The sequence below is a fragment of the Anaerotaenia torta genome, from assembly GCF_050433395.1.
In the GTDB taxonomy this organism is placed as follows: Bacteria; Bacillota; Clostridia; order Lachnospirales; family Lachnospiraceae; genus Mobilitalea; species Mobilitalea torta.
The window spans coordinates 80,765-93,890 of record NZ_JBNPXH010000012.1; the positions used below are offsets into that span (position 1 = coordinate 80,765).

A 13,126-nucleotide genomic window follows, 5' to 3' on the forward strand; every position below is an offset into this window, starting at 1 on the left:
TTACTAGCGTTATGCTTTCCACAACTTCATAACTCGACCCATTATCAAGATGTATAATGGTATTGAACACCTTCTCGGCATTCATTTCATCATCCCCAATCCGTCAGAATAGATGCGTTCCCTTTGCTGTGGAAGCCCCATAGCCTGTGAAAACTCCCGGTATTGCCTCATTGTTTCCTGGTACCAAATCTTTATATTAATGATTTTATCCGGATCGGCTTGCGCCCTCTCCAGCAGCTTAATATCCTGTCTCTGTTTGCGCATGAGGGTTTCAAGCTGTCTCTGCCTCTGAGTAGCTTCATAGGTGGTGTATTCCTTACCTTTATACTCCTTTTTCTCATTTTCCCTGGCGTTCATTTCGTCAAGCTGTTCGTCCGTATAGTTGCGTTTTGATATCCCCGGAAGAAAAGGATAATAGGAATGATAGCAGTTCCACCCAGAAAGGCCAGGACCAGTTCCCAGCCCGCATACAGTTTCAAGTTCCTTCCGGCTGTATACCCTCCCTTGCCACACTTGATGGGTAGGTCTTGCGGTGGCGTGCCATGATACCTCAAAATAGTCTGTCTCCAGGGCTTCGGCGTTCATATCATTGATGCGAGCCGTCACCTGGGTAACGCCGGTCATTATAGCTCTTCTGGCGGCAACCTCTATCCGGTTATGCCATCCGCTCTCATATTCCACTACCCTCACGCCCGATCTGGTCATCTCATGGATAGTATTCGCAATCACTTTGTTATAGTCAAAAGCGCCCGTTGTAATGTCCATACTGGCCTCGTCAAGCTTTTGCTTTAGATAATCCGCTGTGGTGTGGTAAGTGGCTACCCCTCCAGTCTCCACCCTTACAGCCGTTGTCTGGGTGATGTTCGACAACTCCTCTTTTGTCTGCCGTTTTACAGCCTCTATGAGTTGCTGTATAGGGCGGTTATCCTCATAGCGGGTAAATGGCTTTCCGGCTGCTCTGTATAGACTCTCATCCCTTGCATATCCCTCTTTGATCACCTCATCATATATCTTGTCTATCTCCGCTTCTGTTTTTTGAAGGGTGCTTTTAATCGCTTTACGAATCGTGTCGGAAGACAGCCCAATGCGGCTTAACTGGTAAATATCATAGTCAGCAGTACGGGAAATGCTATTAATCATATTGATCCGGTCAACCACATCCTCCATGATGCGCAGAGACAACTCAATCATAAGTTTCTGCACCTCTAAAGGAATACGCTCAAGTTCTGCTGGTGTAAGCATTATCTATCACCCCTTACATCACAACTTCGGCTGGCACATTAATCATTTTAGCAGCCGTTGCTTCGTCCTCTTTGTACCACTTCATCCTGTACTCTAATAATGTCATGGCTCCCATGGCTACCTCCTGCCGATCAGAAGCCCGCTCCTTGTCAACATCAACGATTATACTGTCATCCCATTTAAAAGTGACTTTATTACTGGTAGATTTGACCGGCAGCCCTGCAAGGGACCCGACAACGCCCATAGCATAAACCAGGTGCTCCAGGGCCGTCTGTAGAGATTTCTGTGCATCGGTCACTGACTGGTAAGATCGCTGTTTGCTGCTCCTAATCTCTTCCGCTGTCTTTTCTACCTGCTGCGGATCGCTGATTGTCCCATAGGCCAGGCCACATTTAAACTCTATTTGCTTAAGTAGATTATTGAGCCCATTAAATAACGACACGTCCCGGATAGCCGGGGAAAATACCTCAAATGGCTTCTTGTACTCATTGGCCTCATAATTGAGCATTCGGAACAGTCTCTCTTTGCCTTCCGGAAGATTATATTCGTCAAGGCCGCTGCTCTTGAAGCAATCAATGCTTGCATCTATAGCAAGCTCTGAACCTTTATACTCCCATAATATACGGGAATACTGCTGATCAGCTTCTTCTATGTCTCCTATTGCCCTGGAGTACACCGATACACCTAATGGAGATGAGGGATCAACCGTATTGGCCTGGGGCATCTTAAAATAGGCGAACAGGGGCTTATCCACATTCTGGATTATTACTTCCGGCTCAAGCTCTGCCCAATCATCAACATCAGTGAGAGGGATTTCCTTGCCCAGGGATTCGCTGTTTTCTATGTTTTTTGTAACATAAGCACGGTTTGATATGTAATATCCCTCGGCAGTTAGGTTGTGATACTCCAACCTGGTATAGAGCTTTTCTCCGATTGTTTTCGTGTCAACAAACACTGCGCCAGTTATTTCCCCTCTGTTATTGTGAGCAGTTGGGAAGAAGAAATCTGCCTGCGTGAAGTCAACCTCAATATTATCCCTATTGACAAATGGCTTAAATACAATTCCGCCTTTTGCACATGCATACTCTACATAAGGCCGGATGCCATCAATGACAATTTGATATTGCTCGTTAAGATAATCATTCCCTTTAACTGCACTCTCCATCTCCAATGTGATGAGCCTTGCGAACTCCGATGCTACCGTAGCGGACAGGTTCATGCTTTTAACCGTATCACTGAGCCATGGAGAGTGGTTTTCATACATCTCAGTCCATTCCGTGATCGCCCTGGCCATCTTATCACTGGTCACTACATCAACCTGCATCTCTTTTTCGATTGTTCCTCTGTTAAACATCTTGCTTATCACCTGCTTTACAATGTCCATTAATCTCTGTAACACTATTGCCCCCTCCTTCTCCAGATTTCTTCAAGGGCGTATCTGATTGCATCTATGTGATGATTATTCTTGTCCGGGTAACCACTAATGATATTCCCTTCCTTGTCCCGCTCATATTCGTATTCAATAAATTCAGTTGCTGTATGGGGGGTTCTGGTATTGTCAATGACAATCTCAATAAGGGATGCCAGCCATTTCATGGAGTACTCGACGCTTCCTGGTCCCTTGATCGCACCACGGGCAAACAGTCCATAGTCTTTATAATCTGATACGGACTTTTCTTCTGCACTGTCACAAGTAAGTTTATCATTCGGAGTAATTCCATGCTCTTCCCGAAGTATTCTGGCGGTTTCAGCATTTTTTGTTTTATTCCGCCGATCCTCATCGATAATAATAAGGCGGTGCTGTGCTGCATTATAATACATTTTGTTAAAGGCCCATGGATCGGGATACCATCCCCAGTCAATACCGAAGTATAACCTGTCGAATACTGCAATCTCTTCATCAGTAATCTTTCGGATTGTGACATTATCAAATACATTTCCCCCGGTGCCATTGGCAACGCCCATATACTCATTTTCATATGCAATAGGATTAACCGCTTTTAGATGATCGGCCTCGTCCAGGAACGGCTTACCAAGCCAATGTTTCGGCACATCCAAATAAGTACTGTGTGTTACTAGTCTTGTAGCCTTTGGTATTTTGATATACTTGTTGGCCCAATTCTGTGCGCTCTTAGGCGGATTGAAGGATTTAAATATATAAGCTCTTTCACCGCCGCGAATAACAGACTGCTCAATCTTTCTGACTGCTTCCTCACCGGTGAATTGATCCAACTCCTCTAACCACAATACAGCAATGTATCCAAAAGGAACCTTGATCGACTTAACCTTTCCTGGATCATCAGCTCCTCTAAAATAAATCTTCTGACCGGTGCTTTTTCGTGTGATCTCTAGGGGGCTTACAGTACAATGGAATTCATCTTCCAAGCCTAATGCTGATATCGCCCATAATATCTGTTGATAAACCGATGTGCGAAGCGTATCAGCCACTTGGCGCATTACAACAGCATGTGTGTCTTCGTGCTTCATGAGCAGGTCGAGAACTTCAAGTGAAACAAAAGATGACTTGGTCGAACCACGTCCTCCGGGGAATACATATTCATTGTATAGTTGCTGCTCTATGTCGTGAATTACTTTGATAAACGCAGGTGCTATCATCGATGCAGGAATACCGGAGTATTTAACACCTTCCGGCGGTTGCTGCGGTTCTGCTTTCTTCTGCTCTAATTCCAATTTCTTTTTGTCATATTCCACCTTATGGCGGTCCATTGGGTTAAGCATGAAAAATCTATCCAGCCAGTCCAATGACTTTTGCTTATCTGCCAATTTAATGCTGAATCCGTCTTTTCCTTGCTTTACTTCCTGTATGATTTGTGTGTCTACGTTTGTGGACTCATTCGCTTTGACAACATTCACGACTTTGGTTAACGTCTTTTCTTCTCCGGTCTCTTCATCCTTAACCTGTACAGGGCCAAACATTGACATTACCGGTAATTCCTCTCGACCAAAAGAAATATAATTTCCGATATCCGAAAATGCGATTCTCATGTGGAGATCAATCAAATCAGTTTCTCCCGCTACGATTTGCTGCCTCTTTATTTCGTTTAGCCGCTGCAGTTCTTCTTTAACCTTAGTGTTTCTTAGCAGGTTGGAGCCGTTTACCATTGCTGTTTCATATGTGCATCCATATGCTTTTTGGTAACTTTGTGCGGCATTAAATATCTTGCTGTAGTATATACAGAATAGCCTTTGCTCATGGGTAAGATTTTTGTTCAGCATGGTTTCCTTGGTCCCATCATCAATAGGCTTTTGCTTTGCGATATTATTTGCGTTGCATTGCATTGCGTTGCGATCCCAATTATCACGGGCCTTCCAGCTGCGCACTGTTGTAACCGGTATATTTAACTGACTTGCAATCTCAGTTAATTCTATTCCGGGATTATTATCATAAATAACCTTTGCTTTGTCTCTATTCGGGTCTCTGGCTCTTGGCACTATCACCACCTCTCAATCATGCTTTTTATCTTAATCCTCGGCCCCGCCCTGCCCATTTAGGATTATCCCCCGCCTTACGGCACACCTATGTATAATTTGTTCCTCAGCAACCAATGTAAAAGGCACCGTCCTGAGATTTCCACACAACGGTGCCCTGCCTCCGCTCTTGGAGGTCTTTATTATCTTATGGCCTACTGGCTCTGATATTTGTATAAGGCACCCTACCGGACGTGCCAGACGTAGGATGCCTTTCAAAGGGGAAATTTTATTGTCCTCTGTTATGAGGAATAGGAGCCGGCAGGATTCGAACCTGCATCCTCTGTACCTGTTATGCGCGCCAGTGCTCTGCCTATTGAGCTACAGTCTCCATAAATGCCTACCGCTATGGCAGGCATGATGTCTATATATGTTTTAGTATGCCTATGAATTACTTACCCATCGGAATCCCCTCCTGTAATCATAGTCTATGCGAGCTGCCAAACCCGCCAAATCTCACTCGCTTGTGATCATTATCACGATCTTTTCACCGACTGGCACGGCTTACGGCTCATCACCGCGACGGGTTATCATATTCATCTGCAAATTTTAAATGCCAGGTTTAACAGGCACCTGGCGGCCTCCGCTTAATTATCTGGTCTACTAAGCTGGTCAATACACCCACTAACGTTACAGTATCACTTAACGTTTTGCATCCTAAGCGCTATTTACTACCGGTTTATTGGGACCGTTTGAAATAGTAAGTCAACTTTTACCCGAATCAGCCACCGGCCTTATTCAGACCGGCAGCCGACAGGAGGGGCCGCCTATTGGCAACCTTCCTGCTTACACATTAACACAGATGTAATGTCTCATTCTATCTCATAATTAAAATTTATTAATGCTATACTATGTATTCGGTGTGTCTGCGCTCTGCTGTAATTCATCTCTGCATAAATCTGTTCCCATGGCTTAAACTCTATATACCTTTTATACAGCACTTCGCTCTCTGCCCCATCTTCCAGATCCGCTATTCTACGTTCAATTTCAAGTCTTCTCTCCATGCACTCGGCACGCTTTTGGACTATCTTAGTGAAAACCACCTCAATCTGCACCATGATATCAGACAAATCCGTCTGCCTGCCTCCCTTCGGCATATCGGACAACTGCTGTATCTTCGCCGACTGCTCCACCTCCCGAAGTGATTGCAGCTGCTCCTCCAGGGACTGGACTTTTCTGCACAGGTTTTTATAGCTGCTGAGATACTCTTTCTTTTTCTCATTTTCCGTCAATCTCTCACCTTCCCCCTCCCTTTTTAGTCGCCATCACTGTCATATTCGCTTTGGGTTATCCCATCTGAAACAATGCGATCTCCTATTTCATCAAAAGCGCACGGCCTCATGTCCATTGCGTCTTCAATATTTCTAGCGACATTTAGGTAATTTATTCTTCCGTTGCTCTTATACTTTTGGAGGTTCATCAGCTGCTCTCCCAGACCGGATTTCATTTGATGTTCCCAGCGTCCTGGATGTGTCTGGCGCAAGACCGACATGTGATTATCTTTAAATGCTATATCTGTACAGCACCCAACACACCCATTTCTTTTGACATGACATATTTCACCTTTTGAGTTTTTATACTCAATATCATAAAGTGAAGAATATGGCACATCGTACTTGCGTATGTATTCCCAGATATCCTCATCCCGCCATATTCCAAGCGGGGACACATGATAAAACTCCGGCGCATGTGGTCTATGACTTTTAAAAATATATCCCCTGGTCGCGAATGAAAGCAATCTGCTATGGCTTTCCTCTGCCATAAGCCCCTTCATGATCACATCAATCCCCAGTTCTTCCTGTTTCTTTTCTGACGGCTCCTTTTTCAGAATTGAACAACAGTGATTTGAGGTTTTAACCTGCCGTATCAAATCATAGTATTCCAGCGTTTCCTGCTTTTCCGATTCTGATTTTGAAAATTGTAGGAAACAGTCAATATTGATCCGCCGTGCTGTAAGCTTCGATGCTGCCTTACCCAGGATCGGATAACCATATTGATCAACGCACCAATTGAATGATTTCATCGTTCCTTTCCTCCAGACAAGTCCCCGGTTCCGGAAGTCTTCCCACATCTCCGGCGTAGCCTTCTTCTCCAGAGATACCGTAGATTTAAGTTTCCCATCATCCTTCAGTACTTCTCCAATCCGACCTTCGCAGATCAGCCAATTCAGCACTTCTCTTTGTGCCGCATATTTTAATCCGTCCTCCGTTAGCCTATCCGGGAGAACCTCATGAAACTGTACGTTTTCATTACCCCATTCCTTCCCAAGCTTCCTTGCGAATTTTAGGCTTTCTGTAAACTCCACTGTGGTATTCCCGAAGATTACATGATACCTGGTATCTGGGAAATATGTTCGGATAAGGTGCCATAAAACAGTAGAGTCTTTTCCTCCACTAAATGCCACTCCTACGGCACTCTTCGACAGTTCCAAAGCTTGCTTTATAGCTTTAACCGCCTCTGTTATCTTGTAATCAAGAGGCTGTTTCTGCGCCTCAATAATCTCTTTAAATGTATATGCTGTGCTCATTTTTCATACGGAGTAAAGAGCTCTTTTATGCTGGCCAGCAAACCTCTTACCCCTTTCTTTATTGCTTATAATAGTTAGCTATACATTAAATCTCTAAATTAATAATTCATCCACAGCACCTCGGTCCGGGGTAGGCTGTTTTCCGCTCTGGCCGGGATGCTTTCTTTCCGCCAATCCCACAGATAATCGTTATAAATATCATTGTCATATCCGGATAACATCACCGGACCGGTATGTACCAGCAGGGCCTTCAGCAGTTCCACATGCTCCTGATCAGACATCTCATGCCGGTACATCTTCCGGGACCTGGTAGACATTACATAGGGCGGATCTGCATAGATCAGCACATTGCTATGATTAAAGGACTTGATCAGCTCTACAGCTGGCCTGTTCTCGATCTGTACCATTTTCAGGCGCTGCGCCACACCAGTGATTACCGCGGGCAAGTCATTCCAGTACCTCACGGCATAGGCTGCTTCCCTGGCGTATACATCCCGCTTAAATCCCGTCTTTTCGCAAAGCCTAAATCCATGTCCCATTCCGGATCGGACAAGAAAGTTCTTCGCCCTTTCAACCTCGGTGCCCCCCCCCAACAAAGGAAACGTCATACTCAGCTCTAGCATAAGGCGTATACACAATCTGCTCGATCAGCTCCTCCCGCTTGTTGCGGATCACCCGGAAAAGGTTAACTACATCATCATCCAGATCATTGATGGTCTCTATCCGGGACGGCTCCTTATTCAGCAAGACAGCGATCCCGCCGGCATAAGGCTCCAGGTAACTGTGATGCGGTGGCATATGTGATATGATCCAGGGAGCGATCCGCTGCTTACTGCCGGGATATCTTAGTAGTGTTCTCATGTAGCCTCCTTGGCTCGATTATCTTTGATAAATCTACGGATCAATTCATAATCTTTATCCATAATACTTAAATGTTCTTTTGAATTAGCCTTGCAATAAATAATCACATAGTCCTTATCCTTAACCGCCCTAAGTACTTCATATGGATTTTTACTTGTGGCAAGGATCATATACCCGTTCTTTTCAAGCCACTGCTCCAGATCATGGAGCTTGTTTTTATGTAATAATTCTCTTGTTGCCATTTATCTCTACCTCCTTCTCACCCTTCCAACATCGGGTATGTACAAAGCTGTACCCCCCCCTGCTGGTTTTACAGGCCTGGAACTCACAGGCCGCCGCATCGGCCTCTGATATGTACTCCATGCATATCCTGCACCGGGAGCGCTTAGCCTTGTCGATCAGTTTCTGATTATAGTCCATAGGCACCTCACTTCTTCTGAAGGTCTTTCAGATATTCCACAATCTCAGTCATACTTGACTCCGTATGAACATACTTTTGCTCAAAAGTTTTATTTTTTTCATAGGCCGGCTTATTCTTTTGCAGAAGATGATAGTGACATCTGTTTGCCTCATAGCCCCAATACGCACCCCTGTTCAGATATTCTTCAACCACAAGCCTGTCACCATTCGGAAAATCGTATTTGTAATAATGACAATCGATATGCTCATCGTAATACCATTCTCCCCATGCCTTATAATTCTCAGCCCATGCCTTACGCTGATCGTTATTTTTCAGAATAGGCAGCTCCGGCTGTACTGGTATCGGATCCTCTACTACCGGAGGCCTCTGCATCTCTTCGGCCAGCAGGGCGATGGCATCCAGGCGCATTTTAGCTTTTCGCCGCCCGGGTACTGTGTCATTGTTCCGGCGGTAGACATCGACGTATTCCGTTAACCTGTCTTTCTCCTCTTGTACATCAAAGGCTGAGTATATCTCATAATCAATCTGTCTATCTGCATCCTCCGGTACCGTCTGGATGATGTCGGCTTCTACAGTTTCCACCTGTTCAATAACAGTTTCCGGCTCTTTGATAACAGATTCCGATGTTTCAATAACGCTTTCCTCCGCATCGTTCACGGTTTCAGGCTGATTATCTACATTCTCCGGGGTATCGTTCACAGAAATCGGGGGATTGTCTGGTATCGGGCGATTAGCCTTGTACCGCTCAAACTCATTCACAATCCTTTGATAAGCAACCTTGAAGTCTTTTCCGCTCTCCTCATTTTCAAATGTGATGTAATCCGCATCCCGCTGCTCCGCAAAATACGCATATGCCCATACCCTGAAATGAATTTCTTCGGTCTTCATGTTGATGGGGCTCAGTCCTCTGTCATTCAATGCCCCGAAAAATTGATCGATTGCCTCAGCACGGAATGCTCCGTAACCCTCGCAGTCATCTTCAAACACGCCATCTTCCCAATTGCTTTTCTTAGCCGGTGTCTTAAGGCTCCTGCCAATCCCCGCAAGCTTTTCTTTTATCTCTGTAAGGCACTTGGCAGAGATATTGCGGATCGGAATTACCTCATCTTCGGTCATACTGCAAAGTTCGTCCACCGTATCTACCCCTGCGCGCTTCATACAATTATACGTTCGGACAGAAAGATCAAGATCATCAATAGTATTTTCCTGCTCACTACCTTCCGAATCATCCGGAGCGGGTTCCATTTTCGCTGGCGAAAATGACGGACCCTCCAGTACCTTTTCTGGACTGCCGATCTCACGTATTTCAACCTTTGTCATTCCTACGGATACTTGTTCCAACTGATCACTGGTAAGATAGAGCATTTCAGATAACTGTGTCTTGTCAAATTCCTGATACTTCTCGAGTAGAATAGGCGAATTTCCATTGACTGAAAATTTATCATTGATACTCATGTACTTGCTGGCCTGAGATGGCCCAATCCCGAACTTTACTTTGGCATATTCAAGCACTCCCGAAAAACCGCCGTCTTTATATAATTGCCTATCCCTAACATATTTCAAGTAGTACCCGATAGCGATAAAACTCCTTTTGGCTGTATTGATATTGGCAATAATAAATCGATCTATCTCCTCCAATGTCATTGGCGCCTGGTACCATTCAGGATTACTGCCAACAATCTCCTGTAATTCCTCATTCACTTGGATCCCTCCTTCAACTCCTTTATAAACTCCTTCGCCTGCTCCCTTACTTAATTCCTGGAATTGCCTGTGTAATACCTGCTATCTCAAGCTGTCTCCTTGCTTTCCGAAAAACATAATCAATATCCGACCCGGGAAGAATGTTACCCTCAGTATCAAGATGTTTAAGCGGTATCCATACGTTCTGGTTTGTGTTGTTCAGAGTGTACCGCATGGCTTTCCGATCACCGTATTTCCGGTTAATTAGTTTAAGCGGTATACACTTGTAATACTGCGTGTTAAAGTTCATCCTCACTCCTCCTCTCATTTTCAATACACTCGATCAGATCCGCTACCATATGCCGGCACAGGCTGCAATCATATTTATGCTCCAGGGTATAAGCTTCCTGCATCATCTTACATTCCTTTGTGGATGGAATGTATTTTTTACACTTTCCGCAGTTCTTCTGCCGGGTACAGTATTTCTGCGTTCTTTTTTTCCACATGGATGTGGTTGCGGAAAATATCAATAGTTTTATATGGTTCATTTTGCCTCCCTGCTGCCGGATTAGATCAACCATTTTTCCACGGCTTCGAAGGGTATCGTCAATGCCGTATCGCCATGTCCCAGTGTTAATGTCTTCCCTGTTTCATCATTGCTTATAATTGCCGTAATATTGGCCTCCCTTATCATTGGTCCGGTCTGTACTGCTCCGTTTATAGATATACACTTATTCTTACATTTCATATATTTCATCCTTTCTGATGCACCGCATCAATCCAGCTTTATTCCAATTCTTTCAAAGTAAAATTCTACTGGTTTAACATCCTCCTGGACCAGGCCATACCTTTTCGCTATACCATATGTATTTATATCTCTTTGCAATCGCCCTGGTATTTTACTTAGCTCTTTACGGAAAGTCTCCAACTGCATAGTATGTTTATAGTTGTTGCAGCTCCTGCAGGATGGAAGCATATTATTGATATTGTCTGCCTCAACTCCGTTCCAAGCCAAACATTCCACATGATCCGCATTAAATCCTTTAAAAGGTATCTCGCATCCGCAATAGGCACAATGTCCAGAGGTCTTATTATATACTTGTTGGCGTTCAGCCCTGGTTAGTTTCCTTCGCATATTTCCTCCTGCTACATTTGGCATTCTTCGACTTGGTAAGTTACCGTCACCCTTACAACCATCAAGTCATCTGCATTGCTGTATTCCTCTCTTGCTGCGTCGGCATCCTCATATGTGGGATAGTTTATCACTTGATTAGGATGACTATATGAGTCTTCATCCACTTCTCCATCTCCCCAATCATATCGCTCCATGTATACATCATTATCCTTGTCGTAGATTACAAAGTATTCTTCTATCATGCTGATCATATTATTTCCTTTCCGATGCAGGAGCATCTATCTGCAATTGTCGCAGAGCCCATCTCTTAAATCTTCTGGATAATAATGCCCTCCGCATTCTTTGCACTGTTCAAATTGCTTTTTGCAATCATTGCACAAAGGTAAGTCTTTGCAGATGTTTGGCTCTTTTATTATGTTTTTGTGTATTTACCGCATAGTGTACATGCTCCGCCAATCTGATAAGCCATTGTTATTCCTCCAATCTTTTAGTCGATGCAGGGGCATCATTAATTTATTTTACCGTTATACAATTTTAAGCTTCCGTCAGCATTATACATAACCGTTACGCTTTTCCCCGAGCCGCCATCCCTGCAAAAATATAGCACTCTTGTATCGGTATCTGCGTATATTGTATATCCCGCTGTTACATCAACAATTATCATCATATCGCCATCGGTTGCATTATCAGCATGCTTTGTCCCGGCGCACCCGGATAAGATTAATACACATATCAAAATTATTGATAGTATTACTTTTTTCATATTGCTTTTCCTCGCTTTCTTTTAGGCGATGCAGGAGCCGGTCCCGCCTGTCACCCCTGCATCTATATCAATCCAATTACGCAACTTCTTCCGCAATCTTCTCTGATATTACCCTGATTAAGTCATTAAGCAGCATTGATTGATTTTTGTTTTTATTAACCAATTCTGCAATTTTAAGCACTGGGAAGTCCATATTGACATCGTGTAGATATTTTCTGACCATTCCTATCTTTTCGGCTTCATCCAAGACCTCAACTTCATGCTTCACGGAAAACCGCCTCAATAAAGCTTCGTCTATCCTGTCTATCCGGTTCGTGGCTCCAATCACAATAACATCATTTGGTAGCTTATCAAATTCCTGCATAAGGGTGATTGTAACCCTTGCCATCTCTCCACCGGAGCCGCCGCTTGTCCCTGAGTCCTCACGCCTGATACTAATACAGTCAACTTCATCCAGCATAAATACGCACGGGTTTGAAATGGCGTAGGTAAACGCTTTGCTGATATTTCGGGACGTGCCGCCCATATAGGAGTCAACCAAATGAGAAAAATTCATGTAGCAGAATGGTAAGCCTGTTTTGAATGCCACGTATCGCCCGAACGTGGTCTTCCCGGTGCCGCTCTCTCCGTATAAAAGCGTAGAGTTTATGTATGGTATTCCCATTTCCACAAGGCGTTCATTGACCTTTTTCATTCGAACGATGTTTTCAAAAACTTCCTTTTCCCTGTCGGAAAGAAAGTATCTGCCCTCCTTGAATGATAATGATACATCCTCGACGGTCAGCAACCCTTTCAGGTCTTGTGGCAGCTCATACATATTTGCGCCGGTCATTTCAAAAATGGTTTTATATCTTTTGCAAAACCATTGATTTTTCTGCGTTGTATCTTCTGTCAGGCAGGCTACCGCACACTTTTTGGCTGACCGGATATCATTTTCTGCTATTGCCCTAATAAGTCTTTGTTGATTATCTGTGAGTCCCATTATTTCCTCCTTGCTGTTATGTCTAT

17 protein-coding genes and 1 tRNA gene are annotated in these 13,126 nt (G+C 44.2%); all 18 read right to left on the reverse strand.

Annotation, left to right across the window (positions count from 1 at the left end; translation table 11 throughout):
• Window positions 1-81: 81 nt before the first annotated feature.
• Window positions 82-1,242, reverse strand: a complete 1,161-nt coding sequence (locus tag HNQ56_RS18350) for a phage minor capsid protein (protein ID WP_429149193.1) — start codon at window positions 1,240-1,242, stop codon at window positions 82-84.
• Window positions 1,243-1,255: 13 nt separating this feature from the next.
• Window positions 1,256-2,641: a phage portal protein gene (locus HNQ56_RS18355; RefSeq protein ID WP_429149194.1), complete on the reverse strand. Its 1,386-nt coding sequence runs from the start codon at window positions 2,639-2,641 to the stop codon at window positions 1,256-1,258.
• The gene (locus tag HNQ56_RS18360; RefSeq protein WP_429149195.1) at window positions 2,641-4,695 is read right to left on the reverse strand and encodes a PBSX family phage terminase large subunit; all 2,055 of its coding nucleotides are present in this window, start codon (window positions 4,693-4,695) and stop codon (window positions 2,641-2,643) included. Before HNQ56_RS18360 ends, HNQ56_RS18355 begins: the two co-directional genes overlap by 1 nt.
• 289 nt (window positions 4,696-4,984) lie before the next feature.
• Window positions 4,985-5,063, reverse strand: a tRNA-Val gene (locus HNQ56_RS18365).
• 480 nt (window positions 5,064-5,543) lie between these two features.
• Window positions 5,544-5,963 (reverse strand): DUF1492 domain-containing protein, encoded by a 420-nt coding sequence (locus HNQ56_RS18370; protein WP_429149197.1) that lies wholly within the window; start codon window positions 5,961-5,963, stop codon window positions 5,544-5,546.
• Window positions 5,964-5,986: 23 nt separating this feature from the next.
• Window positions 5,987-7,258: a phosphoadenosine phosphosulfate reductase domain-containing protein gene (locus HNQ56_RS18375; RefSeq protein WP_429149199.1), complete on the reverse strand. Its 1,272-nt coding sequence runs from the start codon at window positions 7,256-7,258 to the stop codon at window positions 5,987-5,989.
• Between the two features lie 98 nt (window positions 7,259-7,356).
• Window positions 7,357-7,797 (reverse strand): DNA adenine methylase, encoded by a 441-nt coding sequence (locus HNQ56_RS18380; RefSeq protein ID WP_429149201.1) that lies wholly within the window; start codon window positions 7,795-7,797, stop codon window positions 7,357-7,359.
• 31 nt (window positions 7,798-7,828) lie between these two features.
• Entirely contained in the window at window positions 7,829-8,119 is a 291-nt protein-coding gene (locus HNQ56_RS18385) for a DNA adenine methylase (protein ID WP_429149203.1), read from the reverse strand.
• Window positions 8,116-8,361: a hypothetical protein gene (locus tag HNQ56_RS18390; RefSeq protein WP_429149205.1), complete on the reverse strand. Its 246-nt coding sequence runs from the start codon at window positions 8,359-8,361 to the stop codon at window positions 8,116-8,118. The genes HNQ56_RS18385 and HNQ56_RS18390 overlap by 4 nt, the downstream gene beginning before the upstream one ends.
• A complete protein-coding gene (locus HNQ56_RS18395; protein WP_429149207.1) occupies window positions 8,336-8,539 on the reverse strand; it encodes a hypothetical protein in 204 nt (67 codons plus the stop codon). The genes HNQ56_RS18390 and HNQ56_RS18395 overlap by 26 nt, the downstream gene beginning before the upstream one ends.
• A 7-nt stretch (window positions 8,540-8,546) precedes the next feature.
• Entirely contained in the window at window positions 8,547-10,241 is a 1,695-nt protein-coding gene (locus tag HNQ56_RS18400) for a DNA-directed RNA polymerase subunit alpha C-terminal domain-containing protein (RefSeq protein WP_429149209.1), read from the reverse strand.
• 46 nt (window positions 10,242-10,287) lie between these two features.
• Entirely contained in the window at window positions 10,288-10,530 is a 243-nt protein-coding gene (locus HNQ56_RS18405) for a hypothetical protein (RefSeq protein ID WP_429149211.1), read from the reverse strand.
• On the reverse strand, window positions 10,520-10,768 hold the full coding sequence (locus HNQ56_RS18410; protein ID WP_429149213.1) for a hypothetical protein: 249 nt from the start codon (window positions 10,766-10,768) through the stop codon (window positions 10,520-10,522). The genes HNQ56_RS18405 and HNQ56_RS18410 overlap by 11 nt, the downstream gene beginning before the upstream one ends.
• A 20-nt stretch (window positions 10,769-10,788) precedes the next feature.
• Entirely contained in the window at window positions 10,789-10,968 is a 180-nt protein-coding gene (locus tag HNQ56_RS18415) for a hypothetical protein (RefSeq protein ID WP_429149214.1), read from the reverse strand.
• A gap of 27 nt (window positions 10,969-10,995) precedes the next feature.
• Window positions 10,996-11,355, reverse strand: a complete 360-nt coding sequence (locus HNQ56_RS18420) for an HNH endonuclease (protein ID WP_429149216.1) — start codon at window positions 11,353-11,355, stop codon at window positions 10,996-10,998.
• 11 nt (window positions 11,356-11,366) lie between these two features.
• Window positions 11,367-11,606, reverse strand: a complete 240-nt coding sequence (locus tag HNQ56_RS18425) for a hypothetical protein (protein ID WP_429149217.1) — start codon at window positions 11,604-11,606, stop codon at window positions 11,367-11,369.
• 257 nt (window positions 11,607-11,863) lie between these two features.
• A complete protein-coding gene (locus tag HNQ56_RS18430; protein ID WP_429149219.1) occupies window positions 11,864-12,118 on the reverse strand; it encodes a hypothetical protein in 255 nt (84 codons plus the stop codon).
• A 76-nt stretch (window positions 12,119-12,194) separates the two neighbouring features.
• Window positions 12,195-13,100, reverse strand: coding sequence for an AAA family ATPase (locus HNQ56_RS18435; protein WP_429149221.1), 906 nt, complete (start codon window positions 13,098-13,100; stop codon window positions 12,195-12,197).
• Between the last annotated feature and the right edge of the window lie 26 nt (window positions 13,101-13,126).

Coding starts and splice junctions, on each gene's coding strand:
- HNQ56_RS18420 (WP_429149216.1), bottom strand. CDS start 11,355: ATGCGAAGGAAACTAACCAGGGCTGAACGCCAACAAGTATATAATAAG.
- HNQ56_RS18385 (WP_429149203.1), bottom strand. CDS start 8,119: ATGAGAACACTACTAAGATATCCCGGCAGTAAGCAGCGGATCGCTCCC.
- HNQ56_RS18435 (WP_429149221.1), bottom strand. CDS start 13,100: ATGGGACTCACAGATAATCAACAAAGACTTATTAGGGCAATAGCAGAA.
- HNQ56_RS18380 (WP_429149201.1), bottom strand. CDS start 7,797: ATGGGACATGGATTTAGGCTTTGCGAAAAGACGGGATTTAAGCGGGAT.
- HNQ56_RS18430 (WP_429149219.1), bottom strand. CDS start 12,118: ATGAAAAAAGTAATACTATCAATAATTTTGATATGTGTATTAATCTTA.
- HNQ56_RS18375 (WP_429149199.1), bottom strand. CDS start 7,258: ATGAGCACAGCATATACATTTAAAGAGATTATTGAGGCGCAGAAACAG.
- HNQ56_RS18415 (WP_429149214.1), bottom strand. CDS start 10,968: ATGAAATGTAAGAATAAGTGTATATCTATAAACGGAGCAGTACAGACC.
- HNQ56_RS18405 (WP_429149211.1), bottom strand. CDS start 10,530: ATGAACTTTAACACGCAGTATTACAAGTGTATACCGCTTAAACTAATT.
- HNQ56_RS18425 (WP_429149217.1), bottom strand. CDS start 11,606: ATGATCAGCATGATAGAAGAATACTTTGTAATCTACGACAAGGATAAT.
- HNQ56_RS18390 (WP_429149205.1), bottom strand. CDS start 8,361: ATGGCAACAAGAGAATTATTACATAAAAACAAGCTCCATGATCTGGAG.
- HNQ56_RS18410 (WP_429149213.1), bottom strand. CDS start 10,768: ATGAACCATATAAAACTATTGATATTTTCCGCAACCACATCCATGTGG.
- HNQ56_RS18395 (WP_429149207.1), bottom strand. CDS start 8,539: ATGGACTATAATCAGAAACTGATCGACAAGGCTAAGCGCTCCCGGTGC.
- HNQ56_RS18350 (WP_429149193.1), bottom strand. CDS start 1,242: ATGCTTACACCAGCAGAACTTGAGCGTATTCCTTTAGAGGTGCAGAAA.